The 20,118-nt window shown below is 71.9% G+C and carries 18 protein-coding genes; 14 read left to right on the top strand and 4 right to left on the bottom strand.

The window, feature by feature from the left end:
• Positions 1-6 precede the first annotated feature (6 nt).
• A complete protein-coding gene (locus QMF98_RS16630) occupies positions 7-1,074 on the top strand; it encodes a zinc-dependent alcohol dehydrogenase family protein (RefSeq protein ID WP_337974023.1) in 1,068 nt (355 codons plus the stop codon).
• Positions 1,071-2,054, top strand: a complete 984-nt coding sequence (locus tag QMF98_RS16625; protein ID WP_337974022.1) for a hypothetical protein — start codon at positions 1,071-1,073, stop codon at positions 2,052-2,054. The genes QMF98_RS16630 and QMF98_RS16625 overlap by 4 nt, the downstream gene beginning before the upstream one ends.
• Before the next feature lie 7 nt (positions 2,055-2,061).
• Here QMF98_RS16625 and QMF98_RS16620 read toward each other — a convergent pair whose 3' ends face one another.
• From QMF98_RS16620 to QMF98_RS16610, 3 genes are read right to left on the bottom strand one after another with little or no spacing between them, the layout of a single operon-like run.
• On the bottom strand, positions 2,062-3,051 hold the full coding sequence (locus QMF98_RS16620) for a zinc-binding dehydrogenase (protein ID WP_337974021.1): 990 nt from the start codon (positions 3,049-3,051) through the stop codon (positions 2,062-2,064).
• Positions 3,048-3,482 carry a MarR family winged helix-turn-helix transcriptional regulator gene (locus tag QMF98_RS16615; protein ID WP_337974020.1) on the bottom strand — a complete coding sequence of 145 codons (435 nt, stop codon included), beginning with the start codon at positions 3,480-3,482 and terminating at the stop codon, positions 3,048-3,050. Before QMF98_RS16615 ends, QMF98_RS16620 begins: the two co-directional genes overlap by 4 nt.
• A 60-nt stretch (positions 3,483-3,542) precedes the next feature.
• Positions 3,543-4,586 (bottom strand): LacI family DNA-binding transcriptional regulator, encoded by a 1,044-nt coding sequence (locus tag QMF98_RS16610; RefSeq protein ID WP_337974019.1) that lies wholly within the window; start codon positions 4,584-4,586, stop codon positions 3,543-3,545.
• A 189-nt stretch (positions 4,587-4,775) separates the two neighbouring features.
• Here QMF98_RS16610 and QMF98_RS16605 point away from each other — a divergent pair, with 189 nt between their 5' ends.
• The 7 genes from QMF98_RS16605 to QMF98_RS16575 all read left to right on the top strand — a co-directional run bounded on the left by QMF98_RS16605 (position 4,776) and on the right by QMF98_RS16575 (position 14,193).
• A complete protein-coding gene (locus QMF98_RS16605) occupies positions 4,776-6,206 on the top strand; it encodes an ABC transporter substrate-binding protein (protein ID WP_337974018.1) in 1,431 nt (476 codons plus the stop codon).
• An 87-nt stretch (positions 6,207-6,293) separates the two neighbouring features.
• Positions 6,294-7,226: a carbohydrate ABC transporter permease gene (locus QMF98_RS16600; protein WP_337974017.1), complete on the top strand. Its 933-nt coding sequence runs from the start codon at positions 6,294-6,296 to the stop codon at positions 7,224-7,226.
• Position 7,227: 1 nt separating this feature from the next.
• Entirely contained in the window at positions 7,228-8,142 is a 915-nt protein-coding gene (locus QMF98_RS16595; RefSeq protein WP_337974016.1) for a carbohydrate ABC transporter permease, read from the top strand.
• Positions 8,143-8,200: 58 nt separating this feature from the next.
• Positions 8,201-10,447: a glycoside hydrolase family 2 protein gene (locus tag QMF98_RS16590; protein ID WP_337974015.1), complete on the top strand. Its 2,247-nt coding sequence runs from the start codon at positions 8,201-8,203 to the stop codon at positions 10,445-10,447.
• Positions 10,448-10,546: 99 nt separating this feature from the next.
• Positions 10,547-11,086 carry a sigma-70 family RNA polymerase sigma factor gene (locus QMF98_RS16585; RefSeq protein ID WP_337974014.1) on the top strand — a complete coding sequence of 180 codons (540 nt, stop codon included), beginning with the start codon at positions 10,547-10,549 and terminating at the stop codon, positions 11,084-11,086.
• The gene (locus QMF98_RS16580) at positions 11,086-12,498 is read left to right on the top strand and encodes an RAD23 family protein (RefSeq protein ID WP_337974013.1); all 1,413 of its coding nucleotides are present in this window, start codon (positions 11,086-11,088) and stop codon (positions 12,496-12,498) included. The genes QMF98_RS16585 and QMF98_RS16580 overlap by 1 nt, the downstream gene beginning before the upstream one ends.
• 168 nt (positions 12,499-12,666) lie before the next feature.
• Positions 12,667-14,193, top strand: coding sequence for a hypothetical protein (locus QMF98_RS16575; protein ID WP_337974012.1), 1,527 nt, complete (start codon positions 12,667-12,669; stop codon positions 14,191-14,193).
• 30 nt (positions 14,194-14,223) lie between these two features.
• Here the strand turns inward: QMF98_RS16575 and QMF98_RS16570 are convergent, their stop codons facing one another.
• A complete protein-coding gene (locus QMF98_RS16570) occupies positions 14,224-15,102 on the bottom strand; it encodes an SDR family oxidoreductase (RefSeq protein ID WP_337974011.1) in 879 nt (292 codons plus the stop codon).
• A gap of 101 nt (positions 15,103-15,203) precedes the next feature.
• On the opposite strand from QMF98_RS16570, the gene QMF98_RS16565 reads away from it, so the two are divergent.
• The 5 genes from QMF98_RS16565 (at position 15,204) to QMF98_RS16545 (ending at position 20,095) form a co-directional block, all read left to right on the top strand.
• Positions 15,204-15,776, top strand: coding sequence for a TetR/AcrR family transcriptional regulator (locus QMF98_RS16565; RefSeq protein WP_337974010.1), 573 nt, complete (start codon positions 15,204-15,206; stop codon positions 15,774-15,776).
• A gap of 419 nt (positions 15,777-16,195) precedes the next feature.
• Positions 16,196-16,912 (top strand): FadR/GntR family transcriptional regulator, encoded by a 717-nt coding sequence (locus QMF98_RS16560; protein WP_337974009.1) that lies wholly within the window; start codon positions 16,196-16,198, stop codon positions 16,910-16,912.
• A gap of 33 nt (positions 16,913-16,945) precedes the next feature.
• On the top strand, positions 16,946-18,226 hold the full coding sequence (locus QMF98_RS16555) for an ABC transporter substrate-binding protein (protein ID WP_337974008.1): 1,281 nt from the start codon (positions 16,946-16,948) through the stop codon (positions 18,224-18,226).
• 7 nt (positions 18,227-18,233) lie between these two features.
• Positions 18,234-19,166, top strand: a complete 933-nt coding sequence (locus tag QMF98_RS16550) for a carbohydrate ABC transporter permease (protein ID WP_337974007.1) — start codon at positions 18,234-18,236, stop codon at positions 19,164-19,166.
• The gene (locus QMF98_RS16545) at positions 19,166-20,095 is read left to right on the top strand and encodes a carbohydrate ABC transporter permease (protein WP_337974006.1); all 930 of its coding nucleotides are present in this window, start codon (positions 19,166-19,168) and stop codon (positions 20,093-20,095) included. The genes QMF98_RS16550 and QMF98_RS16545 overlap by 1 nt, the downstream gene beginning before the upstream one ends.
• The last annotated feature ends 23 nt before the right edge of the window (positions 20,096-20,118 follow it).

Below are 20,118 nucleotides of genomic sequence, written 5' to 3'. Positions count from 1 at the left end.
TCGCCCATGCCGACGTCGATGCGAGGCGTCTTCCTTCCCGGCAACTCGACCGCGGAGGTCCGGGAGTACCCGGTGCCGGAGCCGGGACCGGGGCAGCTGGTGATCCGCATGGGTGCGTCCGGCATCTGCGGCAGCGACATCGGCTACATCTACCGCGAGTACAAGACGCACAAGGGCCTCGACGGCAAGCCGGCGTACAAGGGTGTGATCGCGGGCCACGAACCGAGCGGACGCGTCGTCGCGGCGGGAGCCGGGTGCCGTCGGTTCGGGGTGGGTGACGACGTGATCGTCTACCACATCGTCGGCTGCGGGCGGTGCCCCAACTGCCGCTCGGGGCACGTCATCAGCTGCTCCGACCCGCGCTACCGCGAGGCGTACGGCTGGCAGCGGGACGGCGGTCACGCGGACTACGTCCTGGTCGAGGAGAGCACGTGCGTGCCCCTCTTCCCCGACCTGGACCACGTGGACGGCGCCCTGATCGCGTGCGGCTTCGGGACGGCGTACGAGGGGCTGCAACGCACCGGCGTCCGGGGTGGCGAGGACCTGCTGGTGGTCGGCCTCGGACCGGTGGGGCTCGCCGCGTCGATGATCGGCCGGCTGCTCGGCGCCCGGCGGGTGATCGGCGTCGAGGCGCGGCCGGAGCGTTCCGATTTCGCGCTCGCCGGCGGGTTCGTCGACGACGTGGTGCCTGCGGCGTCCGACTCGGGCGAGCAGGTGCTGGCGCTGACCGGCGGTCGGGGCTGTGATGTCGCCGTGGACTGCAGCGGTTCGACGCCCGGACGGCTCGCGGCGCTGGTCGGTGCCGCCGAGTGGGGCCGGGTGTCGCTCATCGGCGAGGGTGGTCGGCTCGAGGCGGAGGTGTCCGACCTGATGCTGCACAAGCAGCTGACGATCTACGCCTCCTGGGTCACCTCGTTGCAGGGCATGGAGGCCGTCGCACGGCTGTTCGCCGAGGCCGGCCGGCACCCGCACGAGATCGTCAGCGACCGGTTCACGCTGGACCAGGCGGACGAGGCCTACGCGCTCGCGGCCGCCGGTGCCGCGGGCAAGGTCGTCCTGGTGCCGTCCCTGTGAGCGGCCTGCCGACGCTGACGCGGACCGCAGGTGACGACGACCGGCTCGAGGTGGTCCGCGCGGCGAACGACGAGCTCGAGCTCGCCTTCCTGCCTGGTGTCGGCGGTCGGCTGATCTCCCTGCGGTGCGGCGGAGCCGAGCTGCTGTGGCGCAACCCGGAGTACCTGGACGCCGACCTGGGGACGGTGCGACCGCGGTCCACCTGGGCGCCCCTGACCGAGGCGATGGGGTCCTGGGCGAACGTGGGCGGCTCGAAGACGTGGCCCGCGCCGCAGGGCTGGGGATCGCCGGACGAGTGGCCGGGCCCGCCGGACGGCGTGCTGGACTCCGGCCGTTGGACGATCGGCGACGAGTGGTCGGAGGAGCTCGACGGGCGGGTGGTGCTGCTGACCAGCCCGGACGACGCGCGCACCGGCCTGCGGGTGGAGCGCCGGCTGGTGGTCCCCCGCTCGGGCACCACCGTCCGGCAGCGCAACACGTTCACCAACGTGTCCGACCGACCCGTGCGGTGGTCCGTCTGGGAGGTGTGCCAGGTGGACACGGAGGCGTTCGCGCACCAGCCCGGGGGGTCGGTCGAGGTCGGCTCGTCCGGCACCGCCGAGCCGATCTCCATGGTCGAGGCCGACGGTGCTATCGAGGTCGGCCCGCTGGTGGACGGCTTCCGTGCCGTGCAGGTGAGCGACGTGGTGGCCAAGGTCGGGTTCACCGACGCCACGGGGTCCGTCCGCTACCGCCGCCCCGACGGCGCGGGGATCGACCTGACGTTCCCCGTGGACGGGGGCGCCGTGTACCCCGACGGCGGCTGCCGGGTGGAGCTGTGGATGCAGTACCCGACGGCCGAGCCGATCGGCGGGCTGGAGGGGCTTCACCCGTCGGCGCGGCTGGTGGAGCTGGAGATCCTGTCACCGCTCCACGAGCTCGCTCCCGGCGCGAGCGCATCCTTCGACTTCTCGTGGACCGTCCACGGCCCGCGCACGTGATGCCGGGTCATCCGGCGGACAGCAGCACCACGCCCTTGCCTCCTACGACGCCGGCCTCCATGTCGGCGTGCGCCCGGGCGATGTCGTCGAGCGCGTAGACCTTCCCCACGGGGACTCGGGCTCGGCCCGCCGCGACCGCGTCGAGGAAGTCCTGCAGCACGGTCGGCGGCAGGTCTGCCGCATCGCCGGAGTAGGCGGTGAGGCGGACGCCGTTCGGCAGCCAGTCCATCGGGTAGAACTCCGGGATCGTCCACCGGTCCGACAGCATGCCGGTGAAGCACACCGTTCCGCCGGGTCGGACGGCGCGCAGCGTGTCGCGCAGGACGTCAGAACCGACCAGCTCCACGGCCCCGTCGACCCCGCGCGGGACCAGCTCGCGCACCTGGTCGGCGACGTGGCCGTCGTCCACCAGCGCGTGGTGGGCGCCGGCCTGCTCGAGCAGAGCGCGCCGCCCGGGCGAGCGCGTGGTGGACAGGACCGTGAGGCCCTGCAGGCGGCCGAGCACGGCCAGCGCGAGGCCGACGGACGACGTGCCGCCGCGGACCAGCAGGGTGTCCCCGGCCGACGGTCGGACGCCGACGGCCAGCGACCCGTACGCCGTCTGGAGCATCTCCGGGACGGCGCCGAGCACCTCCCACGGCAGCTCGCTGCTGAACGGCACCACCTGGGAGACCGGGACGACGACGTGCTCGGCGTAGCCGCCGTCGATGGTGCGACCCATCCCGCCCATCATCGCCATCACCTGCGTACCGGCGGCCAGCTCACCGCCCGGGGCGTCCTCCACCACGCCGGCCGCCTCGATGCCCGGGATGCGTGGGAAGGTGCCCGACCACGCCTGCCCGCTGCGGAAGTGCAGCTCGGAGCGGTTGAGGCCGAAGGCGTGCACCCGGATCAGCACCTGACCGGGTTCCGCGTGCGGGAGGGGGACGTCGCGGACCTGGAGCACCTCGGGACCGCCGGGGTGGTCGACGACGACGGCGCGCATCGTGCCGCTCATCGGGTCGCCGCCGGGACCGGCTTGAGCGTGGTGAGCAGGTGCTCGAGGATCGTCGTGACCGCGGCTGCAGCCGGCTCGTCGCCCAGGTGGTCGTGCAGAGTCCGCTCGACGATCGCCGTCCCCTCCTCGAGCGCCGCCTCACCCGCGGCCGTGAGCGTGATCAGCGAGGAGCGGCGGTCGTCGGGGTGGGCCGAGCGTGTGGCGAGGCCGTCGCGCTCCAGGCGGTCGACGAGCTTGCTCGCTGCGCCCACGGTGATGGCGAGCTCGGTCCGGAGCTCCTGGACCCGCGCGGTACCCGGGTGCCGACGGAGCACCCGGAGCGCGGACAGGGTCCCGAGCCGGACGGTGCCGGCGGCGGCGAGCCGGTCGTCGAGGTGGTTCCAGAGGGTGGTCTCGTAGCGGACCAGCACGTCGAAGAAGTCCATGCTCATCGCAACATGATGTCACGTCACTAGATTCCCAGTGATCGAATAGGCCCGGAGGCCGGCCCGTCAGGGGCGGAAGGCCGGCGCGGTCCCGGCCGTGCCTTCCCCCGTGCTCTCCCGGGGCAGCAGCACGTGCGGCGCGAGCGCCTCCTGCGCCGGCGAGTCGGGCTCGTCGATCCGGACCGCGAGCCGCTCGACGGCGGCGCGCGCGATGAACGGGATGTCCAGCGACACGGTGCTCAGCGTGGGCCGGGAGTACCGGCCCTCCTCGATGTCGTCGATGCCGATGATCGCCACGTCGTCCGGCACCGACAGGCCTGCGTCGAACACCGCCCGCATCGCGCCCATCGCCATCAGGTCCGAGTAGCAGAAGATCGCGTCCGGCCGGTCAGGACCGGCCAGCAGCGCCTGGGCGGCGGTGTAGCCGTCGGCCCGGCTGTACCGGGGCGCGGGGCGAAGCAGGTCGGGGTCCGGCTCGAGGCCGGCGTCGCGCAGCGCGTCCTGGTAGCCGGCGGTGCGCTTGCGGGGGGTGGCGTAGTCCTCCTGCGGCTGGGCGCCGATCGCGGCGATCCGGCGCCGGCCCAGCGCCACCAGGTGCGCCGTGGCGTCGTAGGCCGCACGCTCGTTGTCGATGGCTACGTGGTCGTACCGGCCGTCGAAGTCGTGCTCGCCGAGCAGCACCAGCGGGATGGACCGCCCGGCGCGCATCTCCAGCAGCTCGGTGGCGGTGACGAGAGGGCTGAACAGGATGCCGTCGAACAGCATGGTCCGGTCGGCGCCGGTGAGCAGCCGGCGCTCACGCTCGTGGTCGTCACCGGTCTGGTCGATCATCACGCGGTAGCCGACGGCGGCTGCCGCGTTGATCACCTCGCGCGCGAGCTGGGAGAAGTACGGCACGTCGATCTCGGGCACGACGAGGGCCAGCACGCCCGTGCGGCCCGTGCGCAGCGTGCGCGCCACGGGGTTGGCGCGGTAGTCGAGCTCCTCCATCGCGGCGAGCACGCGCTGGCGCATCGCCTCGCTGACGTGCTCGTACCCGCTGACCACGTTGGACACCGTGCGCATCGAGACGTTCGCCGTGCGGGCGACGTCACGGAGGGTGGCGGCCATCGAACTCCCCTGCTCGTGCTCACGCACCTGGTCGGACGCGTCCCGTACACCCTGGCGGGAACCGCCGCACAGCAGCGCCGGAATCGCACGCTCAGCCTACTTGCCAACGTGTGCAAAGGCGAGCTAGGTTTGCGCACGTTGGCAAACGGCGCGACGATCGGCCGTCCCCATGTCCACAAGGGAGTGTTCATGCACCAGGCACTGCCGCGGCGACCTCGTCAGCCGCGCGACCTCGCGGGCCGGGCTCGCGGCCTCCGCCGCACCTTTCCCGCCGTCCTGACCGCCGCAGCGGCCGCCGTCGCCCTCGCGGCGTGCGGGCCCGCTGTCACCGCCGGCGGCTCCGGCGCCACCGGTACCGCGACCTCGTCGGCCAACCCGGACCAGCTCCAGGCGCCGAGCGACGCGAACCCGTCCGGCTCGATCACCGTCTGGGACCGCTCCGGCGACCTCTACAACGTGTTCGACGCGGCGATCGCGGCCTTCAACAAGAAGTACCCGAACATCAAGGTCAACCACCAGGCCGTCGACATCAACGCCAAGCTCCAGAACACCCTGATCACCGGCAGCGACGTGCCGGACGGCGTGTTCCTGGACGACGCGCTGGTGGCGGGCTACTCGGACTACCTCTGGGACCTGAGCGGCGTCCTCAAGCCGTACGTCAAGGACATCGCGAAGCAGAAGGTGGACGTCAGCACCGTCAAGGGCGGCATCTACGGCGTCCCGTTCGACCTGGACCCGGGCCTGCTGTTCTACAACGAGACGGCCCTGCAGAAGGCCGGCGTCGACGCCACCAAGATCCAGACGTACGACGACCTGGTCGCCGCCGCCAAGCAGTACAAGGCCGCAGTCCCCGACTCCGGCCCCATCCACCTCGAGCAGACCGGCTTCCTGGGACAGCTGCAGCTGGAGATGTACGCCAGCCAGCAGGGCACCAGCCTCGCCGACGCCGACGGGAAGCTGCGCCTGGACTCCCCGGCGTACAAGCAGATCCTCGGGTGGCTGGACTCGGTGCAGAAGCAGGGGCTCGGCACGCGGGCGGAGTACCTCAGCCAGAGCGACGTCGGCGCCCTCGACTCGGCCAAGGAGGTGTTCTACCCCTGGTCCATCTGGTTCGACTTCGCCCCGGAGCAGCAGCTGAAGACCACCAAGGGTGAATGGCGGGCCATGCCGCTCCCGGCGTGGAGCGCCGGCGGCGCGCGGTCCGGTGCGATGGGCGGCTCGTCGTTCGTCCTGCCGAAGGCCGGGAAGAACTCCCAGCTCGCGTGGCTCTTCTACCAGTTCCTCATGTTCGACCCCGCCGGCTACACCGCCGTCTACGGGTCCAACAGCGTCTACCCCAACGGCCTCGACACGTCGATCCCGGCCTACAAGCCGGCCGCCGACCCGACGAAGCCGCTGTTCAAGCCCTCCCCGGCACTGGGCAACCAGGACCTGTGGAAGACGGCGATCGAGGCGGGCAACCAGATCCCCGGCGGCACGCCGATCCCCAAGTGGTGGGCCGGCGCCGTCGACTACCTGGGCAACGACGTGCAGAAGATGCTCGACGGGTCGATGACGCCGCAGCAGGTGATCGACCAGTCCACGGCGGACATCCAGAAGAACCTGGTCGACCGGCAGTAGGCCGCACGCCCGGCGGTCGGCAGCCCTCCTGCTGACCGCCGGGCCCGGACCCGACCGACACCCTGCTCGTCCGAGAGGACCCCTCCGATGACACTCGGCTCCGTGGTCACCGACGTCCCGCGGACGAGCCGTCCCGAGCCCGGGCGCCGATCGCACCGGTCCCGGCTGCGGCGCCGGCTGGCGCCCTACGTCTTCGTCCTGCCGTTCCTCGCCCTGTTCGTGGCGTTCAGCGTCTACCCGATGCTGTTCACGCTGCGGCTGAGCTTCACCAACTGGCACGGCGCCCGCGCCCCGCAGTGGGTGGGCTGGGGCAACTACACGTACCTGCTGACCAGCTCGTCGTTCTGGCAGTCGCTGGGCAACTCGGCGGTGCTGTGGCTGCTGATCGTGCCGGTGCAGCTGGTGGTCGGCCTGCTGGCCGCCGTGCTGCTGGACAACGCCCGGACCCGGATGCGCGGCTTCTACCGGGTGGCCTTCCTGGTCCCGTTCGTCACGCCGCTGGTCGCCATCGCGCAGATCTGGGTGGTGGTGTTCGACAAGGACTACGGCGCCGTCAACGGCGTGCTCAAGCTGCTGGGCCTGCCGGCCGTCGGGTGGCTGGTGACCAGCGCGTGGGCCAAGCCGACGCTGGCGCTGCTGTTCCTGTGGAAGACCACCGGGTTCATCGTGATCATCCTGCTGTCCGGGCTGCAGTCGATCGACGGGTCGGTGTACGAGGCGGCGGCGCTGGACGGCGCGCACCGCGCCCGGCAGCTGTGGTCGATCACCGTGCCGCTGATGCGCCGGACGCTGATGTTCGCCCTGGTGATGCAGACGCTGGCCGTGTTCCAGATGTTCGCGGAGCCCTACGTCGTCACCAAGGGCGGCCCGTACAGCTCGACGACGACTGCCGGGCTGCACCTGTACAACGCGATCACGCGGTCCGACCTGGGGACCGGGGCGGCGAACTCGTTCCTGCTGGTCATCGTCGTGATGGCCCTGTCCCTGATCTTCGTGCGCCTGCTCCGGTCGGAGGACTGACATGACCACGCTGACCGCACCCGCCCGGCCCGCGGCCGCTGCTCCCCGGCCTGCGAGCCGCCGACCCCGGCACCGCGCCCTCGGGTCCGTCGGGTCGCACGCCTTCCTCGGCCTGCTGACCCTCGCCTTCCTCGCTCCGGTGGTCTGGGCCGTCGTCTCGGCGTTCAAGCCGGCCGGCCAGATCGTCAGCAGCCCGCTGAGCCTGGACCCGTCGCGGCTGACGACGCAGAACTTCACGGCCATGTTCACCGACGTGCCGATCGGGCGCGGGTTCGCCAACACGCTGGTCGTGCTGGCGGTGAAGGGGTCGATGACCCTGTTCTTCGCACCGCTCGCCGCCTACGGGTTCGCCAAGTACCGGTTCCCCCTGCGCAACGCGCTGTTCGGCACGGTGCTGGTGACGCTGATGCTGCCGACGATCGTGCTGATCATCCCGTTGCTGCTGGAGATGAAGGAGCTCGGCTGGGTCAACACGTACCAGGCGCTGATCCTCCCGGGGGCGGTCGACGCGTTCGCCATCTTCTGGATGCGCCAGGTGATCGCCGCGGTGCCCGACGAGCTGATGGACGCCGCCCGCGTCGACGGCTGCGGGGAGTTCGGCATCTTCGCCCGGATCCTCGTGCCGGTGATCCGGCCCAGCCTGGCCGGGCTGGCGGTGCTGACCGTGATGAACATCTACAACGACTTCGTCTGGCCCGTGGTGATCGCCAGCTCGCAGCGGATGGCGACCCTCCAGGTGGTGCTGTCCACCCTCGCCCAGAACATCAGCGGCAACCGGATCGGCGCGGACTACGCGACGGTGACCGGCGAGTTGCTGGCCGCCAGCTCGGTGGCCCTCGTCCCCCTGCTGCTCGTTTTCGTCGTGCTCCAGCGCCACTTCATCAACGGGATCATCGCCGGAAGCGTCAAGGGCTGACCGGACCTCCCGCCTCCTTCCCCTCGCCCCACTGCCGACCGTGAGAGGTCCAGCCCCCATGAGCCCTGCGACGCCGAGCGCGACCGACGTGGTCGCGGTCCCCGCCGAGACGACCGAGCCGAGCGCGCCCAGCGTGCCGGCCGCGGCGACGTCCTCCACCGACCCGAGCGCCTCCACGGCTGCGGCCGCGGGCGTCGTCGTCCCCAAGCCCGAGTACCCCCGGCCGGACCGCGACCGCTCCGCGGCGTGGCTGACCCTCAACGGGTCCTGGCACTTCGAGTCCGAGTACGGGACGACGACGATCACCGTGCCGTTCGCCTGGGAGACCGAGGCGTCCGGCGTGCAGCGCACCTGGCTGGAGCGCGGAACCTACCGGCGGTCGGTCACCGTGCCGGCCGAGTGGGACGGGTCGCGGGTGCTGCTGTGCTTCGGTGCGGTGCACCACCGGGCGCGGGTGCTGGTGGACGACGTCGAGGTGGGCGTGCACGTCGGCGGGTACACGTCGTTCGAGCTGGACCTGACGACGGTCGCGGCACCCGGGACCTCGGTGGTGCTGACGGTGGAGGTCGAGGCACCCGCGGACAAGCGGTCGATCCCGCACGGCAAGCAGCGGTCGGTCCCGCGCGACGACTACGACGGCGTCTCGTTCACGCCGACCTCCGGCATCTGGCAGAGCGTGTGGCTGGAGGCGCGCGGACGGTCGTACGTCGCCGAGCTGGCGCTGCGCGGCGACTCGCTGACCGGCATCGACGTGTCGGGCACGGTGGTGGGCGACGAGCCGACCGCGCCCGTGCGGGTGCGGGTGCTCGACGAGGCGGCGGGGACGGCCGGCTCCGACGGCTCGTCGGGCGCGGACCGTTCGTCTGCCGCCGCCGTCCTGGTGCTCGAGCCCGACGCCACCGGCCGCTTCGCCGGCCGCCTCGAGCTGACCGACCCGCACCTGTGGTCGCCCAACGACCCGCACCTGTACCGGGTCGAGCTCACCACGGGCACCGGCGCGGGCGCGGCCGCCGACCGCGTCGTCGCCACCACCGGCCTGCGCCGCATCGCCGTCACGGGCGACCACCTCACGCTGAACGGTGAGCGCCTGTACGTGCGCGGCGTGCTCGACCAGGGCTACTGGCCCCGCACGGGCCTGACGGCGCCCGACGACGACGCGCTGGTCCTCGACCTCGAGCTCGCGCGCCGGCACGGCTACAACCTGGTGCGCAAGCACATCAAGCTCGAGGAGCCGCGCTGGCTGCACCACGCCGACCGGCTGGGGATGCTCGTCTGGTCCGAGCCGCCGGCCCCGAGCCGGTACTCGATCGAGGCGGCCGGTGCGTTCGAGGCGCAGCTGCCGGACCTGGTGGAGCGCGACGGCAGCCACCCGTCGATCGTCGTCTGGGGCCTGTACAACGAGGAGTGGGGGCTGGACTGGGACATCCCCGGCAGCCCCGAGCGCGCCGAAGCGGCCGCCCACGCGTACGACGTGATGCACCTGCTGGACGCCAGCCGGCCGATCGTGGAGAACTCCGGCTGGTCGCACGTGCGCACCGACCTGGTCGACTGGCACTACTACGACGCGGACCCGACGGCGTGGGCGGCCAACGTGGCGGCGCTCGCGGACGGCAGCCGCGAGGACTTCCCGGTGATGCTCGGCCCGGACTTCACCGTGGACAAGTCGCTGCACGGCTCCCCGGACCACCCGCGCACGGGGATACCCGTGCTGAACAGCGAGTACGGCTCCGGGTTCACCAACCTGGAACGTGCCTGGCACCTGCGCTGGCAGACGCAGGAGCTGCGCCGGCACGACCGGTTCGCGGGGTACGTGTACACCGAGCTGGCGGACGTCGAGCACGAGATGGCCGGTCTGGTGGACGCCGACCGCCGCGAGAAGGACCGTGGTGGGCTGGACCCGGCCGACGTGAACGCGACAACGGTGCTGGTGCTGGACGTGGTCCCGGCGGCCGCCGGGGCGGACGTCCCGGTGCCGACGCAGCCGTGGGACCTCGTCGTGCGGGTGTCCCACCACGGGCCGGCCCCGGTGCGGGGGCGGGTGCGGTTGGCGTGGGTGTCGGCGGGTGCGGCGTTCGGCGCGAGCCCCGTGGCGCCCGCGGTGGAGTCCGCGCCGGTGGACGCCGAGCCGTTCGTGCTCAGCGGCCCGACGACGATCCGGGTCCCCGCGCCGCGGCCGGTGGCGTCCGCGCGGCTGCACGTGTGGCTCGTGGACGACGACGATGCCGTGCTCGCGCGGACGTTCGTCGACGCCGGCCCCATCGAGCCGCCGAACCGCCGGGGCGCTCGCACCACCACCACCGACTGATCTCCGCCCGCGCCTCTCCGTCCCGGGCTCCGCCGTCCGCTACAACGAAACCGCCGCGCCGTTCGTAGACGCGGCAGGAAGTTGGAGCAGGGGGGTTCGATGTCCGGCAGCGACGAGCTGTTGACATGTCTGGCGCGGGACCGAGGCCGTGACCTCGTCGCCTACGCCTATCTGTTCACGGGTGACCTCGCGGCCGCCCAGGACCTGGTGCAGGACGCGTTCGTCAAGGTGTTCGGGCGGTTCCGCACGGGGTTCGACGCGACGTCGGCCGAGGCGTACACCCGTCGCACCATCGCGAGCCTGTACATCGACGGCTACCGGCGCCGACGCCGGTACGCCGGGCTCGAGCACCTTCTGCTGGAGCCCGAGACGCGGGAGTCGGACGACGACGCAGTCCTCGACGTCCGGGCCGCGCTCGCGGTCCTGTCGCGGCAGGAGCGGGCGTGCGTCGTCCTGCGGTTCTTCGCGGACCGCACCGTCGCCGAGGTCGCCCGGGAGCTGAACCTCGCCGAGGGCACCGTCAAGCGATACCTGTCCAACGCCACGCACAAGCTGGAGACGCGGCTGGGTCCGCTGGCCCCGCCTCCCGGCGAGACCGTCGACGTCCTGCCAGCGGCCGGACGAGTAGGGGGGCGATGATGACCACCGACCTGCGTGACGCCCTGCGGTCGATGCACGACGACGCGCGCCGAGGGGCGCCCGAGCTGTCCGCGGGTCCGCTGGTGACGCTGGCGCGCCGCCGGCGGGCTCTGGTGCGGACCGGGTACAGCGCCGCCGGGATCGGCACGGCCGCCGCCGTGGCGGTCGCGGGCATCGGCCTGGGCGGGCGGCTGGACCAGCATCCGGCGCCACCGGCACCGGTCGTGACGACGACGGCTCCGGTGCCCACGCCGTCCACCACGGCGACCCCGGCCCCGACCCCGACCTCGACACCGAGCAGCTCGCCGTCGGCGACGGCCCCGGCGACGCTCCCGACTGGTCTCGCGGCATGCGGGATGACGCTGGACACCACGGGCAGCGACTTCTCGGCGTACGCCCCCGAGGCGTGGCAGGCCACGGTGGGCGACTCCGTGCTTCCGATCTACCAGCTCGTGCTCGCCGGTGCGGTGGGCGACCGGGTCACCGTCCGTCCGGCCGCGACGTTCCTGGTGGACGGCAGCCAGCTCGGCAACGCCGCGCCGAAGGTCGTCGGCGTCGCCGCGGCATCGATGCCCGCCCCCACCGAGGGGGTGCTCGCGGCGGTCCCACCGACCAGCGGTGGAGGTGCGAGCGTGGGCGTGAAGGCACGGTTCGGATTCACGTACGTCATGTGCCCCGGCGTCCAGGGTGCCGGGGGGCCTCCGCCCGAGGGCACCTATGTGGTGTGGACCCGGTTCGACGTCGTCAAGGACGGGAAGACCAGCTCCGCGTGGGGCTTCGCCTACGGTGCGTTCGATGCTGCACCGACGTCCACCGCCGGTGGCGACGTGGGGGTGTCGCCGGCGCGGGCCCACCTGCCTGCGGGCACCGTCCGGCTCGACTCGCACAGCGACCAGTCGTTCTGCGCGACCGATCCCCAGCTCTCCTCGGACACGTGGACGCCGACAACCGGAGCGGTCACTGGCCAGGCGTCGGCCGCGCTGGACAGCGGGAACGTCGTGGTGAGGATGCACGTGACCAACACGGGTGCCGCGGTGAACGACGTCGAGGTCCGGTACCCGTCCTACTTCGTGGTGAACGACAACCCGATCCCGGACCCGTACACGACGGACCCGAACGCGCAGCCCTTCGCCGCCGGGCGGGTGATGCACACCGGCAACATCGGCATGGCCACCACGAGCGGCACCGCTTCTCTCGGCGGCCCCACGCCGTCGTGGACGCCCCGGATGGTGCTCGCCGGCGGCGGCTCGCTCGACCTGGAGACCAGCGTCGGTCCCTACACGTGCACGACGGCATGGGGTACGACCTGGCCGTCGGGCAGCTACACGATCTACGCCTTCACCGAGTTGGTGCTGCCGGACGGCACCGACACGCAGGTGGTGGCAGCGCCTGTCCGGCTGACGGTGCCGTGAGCCCCGGGCACTGAACCGGTCGGCGGTGAGGCGGGGTCGCTCCGCAGGGGGAAGCGACCCCGTCCCACCTGCGTGCGGACCCGGACGACCGGCGGACGCGCGTCGAGTGGACCTGTCACAGGACCTTCGGAGGTCAAGGCCGACGACCCGGAGTCCGATGTGTCCGGCATGGCTCCCCTCCCGACGACCACCACGCTGGCCACGGACGAGCAGCTCTCCCTCTGGGCCTCCGGTGCGGTGCTGTTCGACGACAGGGAGCTCGGCGCCGCGCTGATGCCGGACGGCGAGCAGCGGACCATCTGGCGGGCGACGGCGCTGCTGGAGACGGGTCGGCCGGACGAGGTGCTCTCGGCGCTGCAGGCAGACCCGACGGCACCGATCACGGCACCGTCGCGCTGGTCGGACCTCGTCGTGCTCGCCGCCCGGGCGCAGCGCGGCGACCTGCACGCTCTCCAGGTGCTCGCCGCCGTCCAGCTCGAGGGTCAGCTGAGGGTCCAGCACGCCCGGCTCCTCGCCCTGGCCGCCTCCACCAACCCGGACCGGGCGATGGCCGACGGGGCCTGGACGGCCTACGTCGGCAGCGCCGGAACCTCCGATCCGGAGGCGATGGTCAACGTGTGCGTCGGCACGGTGCTGCGGCGCAACCGCGAGGACGCGCAGGCGATGGACGACGCCCTGGCGTCGGTGATCGGAACGGTGGCGGCGTCCTGGCGGAACGAGCCGACGATGCGCGTACCGCTCGTCGACCGCATCTGTGGCGATCTGACCGCCTACGGGGACGTGGTCGGAGCCGCACTCGTGGTCGACGTGATGACGAGGTTCCACGCACCGTCACCGGGCCTCGACGCGGTTCGGGAGCGCTGGGACGTCCCGCTGCTGTGGGGCAGGAACCTCGCGATACGGGTCGTGCCCTACCTGGTGGCCGCTGCTCTGGCCGCGACCGGGCTGATCCTCTTCGACAGCATGTACACCACCATCTGGCTGGTCCCGCTGCTGGCCCTGACCGGATGGGGTACGCGGCTCCGGCTGCGCTTCCCGGTCTATCCGGGGCACACCAAGGCCGAGTCGTGGCTGCGCTCCCGGTACCGGACGCTCGGTGTGGACGGCGCGCGGAAGCCTCCGATCACGTCCCGGGACGCGGGCCACCTGTTCGTCGGCGGCACGCTGGGGTTCGTCGCCGGTCTGTTCGGTGCCGCGCTGCTCGCGGACCCGTCCGGTCCCCTCGGTGCCAGCGCCGCGCGGTGGGCGATCGCCCTGTACGTCGTCCTCCTCCCCGGCGGGACGGTCCTCGGTGCCGTCGTCGCCGAGCAGGTGCGTCGCCAGGTGGTGCTCAGGGCGGAGCGCATCCGGCTGGTCAAGGAGGCGGGCGCGTCGGCGGCCACGGTGACGTGCCGTTGCTGGGAGCTGCGCGGGATCGTCGGCGAGGCGGCGGTCCACTACGCGGACCAGCACCTGGTGCCGCTCGCCCTGGCTCTGCCGCAGCAGACGTATGCGGCCCTGGCCGGCGTGGTCAACCCGCGGGCCCTCGCGGTGCTCGGGTGCCCGCTGACCGGGACGGCGTGGCTGGCGCTCAACAGGCTGCCCGTGCCGTCCGGACGTCCGCTCCGGCACCAGCAGGTGCTGGTCGCGGCTCCGCCGCCGATGCCCCCGGAGACCGACCTCGACGGGACGGACATCGGCGGCGGGTACCTCTAGCCGGTCGGGATCCCGATCTGTCTGCCCTGGTCAGGCCGGGTAGTCACCCGTCGCCAGGTCCGCCAGCAGGCTCGGGTGCGTCGGCGCCCAGCCGAAGCGCTCGCGGGTGAGGGCGGAGCTGGAGGGCTGGTCGACGCCGAAGATCGTGCCGAGGAAGCCGAAGCTCTCGGCCGGCACCTGCTCGACGGGGAGCCCGAGCTGGCGGCCGATCTCGTCGGCCAGGGACCGCATGGTGTCGCCCTCGTCGCCCACCGCGTGCAGGACGGTGCCGGGCTCGGCCTGCTCGAGGGCCACGCAGAACAGGTGCGCGGCGTCCAGCCGGTGCACGGCCGGCCAGCGCTGCGAGCCGTCGCCGACGAACCCCGAGACGCCGGTGCGGCGCGCGGCGTTGATCAGCATCCCGGCGAAGCCGAACGCGACACCGGCCTGGTGCACGGAGCGCGGCAGCCGCACGACGGCGCTGCGTACCCCCTGCTCGGCGAGGCCGATCACGTGCTGCGCGTTCACACCTCGACCGCCGGCGGTGCCCTCGTTCGCCACTGTCTCCTCGGTGGTGACCTGACCGGGGACGGCCGGCGTGCCCGAGGCGATGACCAACGGCTTCCCGGTGCCGACGAGCGCCTCGCCCAGCGTGCGGGTCGCGGCGCCCTCCTGCGCGATGGCCCCGGCGAAGTCGGTGAAGTCGTGGCCGAACGCGAGGTGCATCACGCCGTCGGCCTGCTGCGCCCCCGCCCGGAGGACGTCCGGGTCGGAGATGTCGCCCCTCAGCACCGACCCGCCGGCCGCCGTGAGGCGCTCGGCCGACGCCTCGGACCGGGCCAGCCCCAGCACCTCGTGGCCGGTGGACAGCAGCTCGGCGACGACGGCGGAGCCGATCCCGCCGGTGGCACCTGTGACGAACACGCGCATGACGACCTCCAGGGACTCACGGTCGGCACCGAGTGATGCGACTCGTGTCCCATCACTGTACCGCCGTGATGCGACTGATGTCGCATCACTATGCTGCGGCCATGGCGCGATGGGAACCCGACGGACGTGCACGGCTGGTGGCCGCCGCCCTCGACCTGTTCGCCGAGCGCGGGTACGACGAGGTCACGGTCGCGGAGATCGCCGAGCGCGCCGGCCTGACCCGCAGCACCTTCTTCCGGTATTTCCCCGACAAGCGCGACGTGCTGGCCGCCGGTCAGGCCGTGATGTCCCGCCTGCTGGTCGAGGGGATCGCCGGCGCACCCGATGGCGCGAGCCCGCTCGACGCCGTCGCCGCGGGGCTGGACAACGTCGCGGGCTCCATGACGTCGTTCAACCGCGAGCTGGCCCCGCGTGTGCGGGCGGTGATCGCGAGCAGCGCCGAGCTCCAGGCCCGCGACCAGCTCAAGCACGTCAGCCTGGTGGCGGACGTCGCGGCGGCGCTGCAGGCCCGGGGGGTGCCGGACCCGGTGGCGTCGCTCGCCGCGGAGATCGGGATGCTGGCCTTCCGGGACGGGTTCGCGACGTGGACGGCGTCCGACGGCGGACCCGGGCTGGTCGAGCTGGTCCGTGAGGCGCTGGCACGGCTGCGCGGGGCGGTCGGCGCGCTCGGCTGAGCCGCGGGCGAGCCGGGGCCCTTGGCGAACCGCCCGTCCCGCGGACCTGTTCTCGGATCATCGCGCCGACACCACGCACCCACACCCGCCCGTCCGAGGTCTCGCCCACACCTGCGACGTCTCGCCCACACCTGCGACGTCTCGCCCACACCTGCCCGTCCGACCTCCGGGAGGTGTTTCGCGCTGTACGCCTGACGTACGTACACCGGGCGTACAGCGCGAAAAGGGTCCCCGTGGTCCGTGCCGGACGGCTCGCTCGGCCAGTGCGGCACGACCCGCCAGCCGGCGATCCACACCTGTCTGACATGTGCGGCCTGTTTGGTGCCCGCTCTTGAGGCTTTCGCCACGTCGTTCCTACAGTCGGGCTCGCTGTGAGGGCGATGAGGCCCGAACCTGTCAGACAAGTGGTGGTGAGCGCCGTGGCTTCCGATCTCGAGTTCCGACTGATCCGCCACTTCCGCCTGCTCGAGCTGGTGCCCGGCGACCCCCTGCCGCGCGAGCAGGACCTGGTGCACGACCTCCAGGTCAGCCGGCCAGCGCTGCGGGAGGCGCTGGCCGCGCTGGAGGCCCTCGGGTTCGTCGTCTCGCGGCAGGGGGCACGGCGCACGCTCGGCACCTTCGACATGGAGACGGTCGTCGAGTCGCTGACCCGCTACATGGAGCCGACCACCGAGCTGATGCTCGAGATGCTCGACGTGCGGCGGGTGCTGGAGGCGGCCTTCTTCCCGATCGCCGTCGCCAAGATGTCCGCCAACACCCTGCGCGAGCTGCGCAGGATCGCCGAGCGCATGGTCGCCAAGGCGGGTCGCGGGCAGCCGTTCGTGCAGGAGGACGCCCAGTTCCACGAGGCGCTCTACGAGCAGCTGGGCAACAAGACCCTGCAGGGCCTGATCGCCGCCTTCTGGCGGCTGTTCGACGAGCTGTCCGAGCAGTTCCAGGTGGGCGGCGACCTGCAGAGCACGGCGCTGCGCCACCTGCGCATCGTCGAGACGCTCGAGGCCGGCGACACCTCGCTGGCGACGCACGAGCTCAACGTGCACTTCTTCGACGTCCGCGCCCGGTTCACCGCCCTGCGGGCGAAGGAACGGGCGCTCGGTCCGGCCGCCTCCCGAGAGGCGACGCAAGCCGGCCGTTGAGGTCCCCCGAACCGCAAGAGAGAGAGGACTGCAATGAAGCACTCTTCATGGCGTCGGGCCGGAGCCGTCTGTGCGGCGCTGACGGCCGGAGCCATCGCGCTCGCGGGCTGCAGCAGCAGCTCACCGTCCGGGTCGTCGGCCCCGGCCGCCAGCCAGAGCACCGACACCACCGGCCAGACCCTGAACTACTGGCTGTGGGTGGACAACGCCACCGACCAGACGTGGCAGCAGCTGGCCGACCAGTTCAACGCCGAGAGCGGCCACGGCAAGGTGCAGCTGCAGGTGGTGCCCGCCGCGCAGTACCTGGACAAGCTGCAGACGGCGCTGAGCAGCGGCAACGGCCCTGACGCGGCGCGCATGAAGGACGAGTGGATCGGCCAGTTCGTCAAGGCCGGCGTCCTGGCGCCCCTGAGCAAGAAGATCGACGCCTGGAGCGGCAAGTCGAGCGTCATCAGCTCGAGCTGGGACGCCGGCAAGGTGCCCGGCAAGAGCGAGATCTACATGATGCCGCACCAGAACACAGCCTTGTACATGTACTACAACAAGAAGCTGTTCAGCGCGGCCGGCCTCGACGCACCCAAGACGCAGGCCGACGTGATCGCCGACGCGCCCAAGCTGACCGGCAACGGTCACTACGCGTTCGACGTGCGCGGCGGGGCCGGCGGCCAGGACCAGTGGGCGGCGTGGATGTACGCCGGCGGCACGCAGTTCGTCGACTCCAGCGGCAAGGTGACGCTGGACAGCCCGACGGGCGAGCAGGTGAACCAGTCCTACCTGGACCTGGTGAAGTTCGCGCCCCCGGGATCGGCCACTGCGGCGTTCGCGCAGGTGCAGAGCAACTTCCTGTCCGGCACGACCGCGATGATGATCCACCACGTCGGCTCGCTCGCCGCGGTGCGCAAGCAGTTCGGCCAGGACGTCGGCGTCATCCCCGTGCCGTCCCAGGACCCGTCGAAGCCGTCGTCGCTGCAGACGATGAGCGGCAACGTCGTCTTCACGTCGTCGAAGAAGCAGGAGCTCGCCTGGCAGTGGGAGACGTGGCTGCTCGGTGACGCGCAGATGCTCAAGATGAGCACCTCGCCGCAGGGCCAGCTGCCGGTGACCACCGCGGTCGCGACGAACGACGCCTTCACCAAGGACGAGGGCTACCAGGTGGCCCTCAAGGCGGCGCAGACGGCGCAGAGCTGGCCGCAGCTGAACGGCACCACCAACGTGGTCAACGCGACGTGGTCGCCGACCATCCAGCAGGCGTTCGGCGGCCAGTCCAGCAGCGCGCAGATGCTGCAGAAGCTGTCCGCGGACCTGTCGAAGTAGCCGACCGATGACCACCCTGACCACGCGACGGCCGATCCGGCCGAGCGGGCCGACGGGGCCGACGAGGAGGAAGCGGCGGCTCGACCTGACCGTGCCGCTGTTCCTCTCGCCGACGCTGCTGCTGCTCGTCGTCTTCGTCGCCTACCCGTTCCTGCGGGCGATCTGGCTCTCGTTCACCGAGACCAGCCTGCTCGGCGGCACCCTCGGGTTCGTCGGCCTGGACAACTTCCGCACCCTGTTCACCGACCCGAGCTTCGGCACGTTCCTGCGGAACTCGGTGGTCTGGACGGTCGGCGGGGTCGGCCTGCAGCTGGTGTTCGGGGTGATCGGGGCACTGCTGCTCAACCAGCGATTCCGGCTGCGCGGCGTCGTCCGGGGGCTCGCGATGATCCCCTGGGCGACGCCCAGCGTCCTGGTCGCGCTGATCTGGATGTGGCTGCTGGACCCGAACCACGGCCTGGTCAACGCGGTGCTGACCCGCACCGGGCTGATGCACTCGCCGGTGGCGTGGTTCGGCAGCCCGCACACGGCCCTCGCCACGCTGATCGTGGTGGACGCCTGGCAGGGCATCCCGTTCTTCGCGGTGATGGTGCTGGCCGCGCTGCAGGCGGTGCCGGAGGAGCTCAAGGAGTCCGCACGAACCGACGGGTGCGGGTTCCTGCGGGTGTTCTGGTTCATCACCGTGCCGAGCATCCTGCCGACGGTGCTGATCACCCTGGTGCTGCGGCTGATCTGGACCGCGAACTACATCGACCTGGCGTACGTGCTGACCGGCGGTGGTCCGGGCATCGCCTCGACCACCATCCCGCTCGCGTCGTACCTGACCGCCTACAAGCAGGGTGCGCTCGGCGCCGGCGCGAGCTACGCGGTGGTGCAGGCCGCCGTGCTGGCCGTGCTCGTCGCCGTCTACATCCGGCTGACGCAACGGAGGGAGGCGTGATGGTGGTGCTGGAGAGGGCCGGGGTGGCCGGCGGCCGTACCCGGGGCGAGCGGCGGTCGCGCGCCGTCGTCGAGCGCCGGTCCGTCCCGCTGGGGGTCGGGCTGAAGCGGACGTTCGGCAAGCCGGCGCTGTACGTGGTGATCGCGCTGTGGATGGTGTGCACGCTGGGTCCGTACGTCGTCATGGCGGTGACCTCCGTGACGCCGCAGGACCAGCTGATCGCGTACGGCATGAGCCGGTTGCCCACGCGCTTCTCGGTGCAGGGGTACGCGGAGCTGTTCGCCACCACGCCGTTCGTGCACTACATGGTGAACAGCGCGATCACGGCCCTGGGCACGGTGCTGTTCGCCCTGGTGGTGGCCAGTGCCGCGGCCATCTCGCTGTCCCGGTTCCGCTTCCGCGGCCGGACGACGGTGCTGACCGCGCTGCTGGTGGCGCAGCTGTTCCCCGCGGTGCTGCTGGTGATCCCGCTGTCGACGATGCTCCGCTCGGGGCACCTGCTGAACTCGCGCGCCGGCCTGGTGCTGATCTACGTCACCTTCGCGACGCCGTTCGCCACCTACCTGCTCAAGGGGTTCCTCGACGGGCTGCCCAAGGAGCTCGACGAGGCGGCGACGGTCGACGGCTGCAGCCCGACGCAGATGGTGCGGCACATCCTGGTGCCGTTGCTGCGGCCCGGGCTGACCGCCGCCGGGACGTACATCTTCATCTTCGCCTGGAACGAGTTCCTGTACGCGTTGACGTTCACGTCCAGCACCGCCAGCCAGACCATTCCCGTGGGGCTGCAGCTGTTCATCGGCGACTACCAGATCCGGTGGGACCTGCTGACGGCCGGCGGGGTGATCGCGGCGGTTCCCGTTCTCGTCGGATTCATGCTGGTGCAGAAGCAGCTGATCGGGGGGCTGGCGGCGGGTGCCGTCAAGGGTTGAGCTCGACTTCACAGATAGGAAAG

The organism is Cellulomonas sp. NTE-D12 (genome assembly GCF_027923705.1).
Classification (GTDB): domain Bacteria; phylum Actinomycetota; class Actinomycetes; order Actinomycetales; family Cellulomonadaceae; genus Cellulomonas.
The sequence above is the reverse complement of the archived record's forward strand: the minus strand, read 5'-3'. Positions and strand labels throughout refer to the sequence as shown.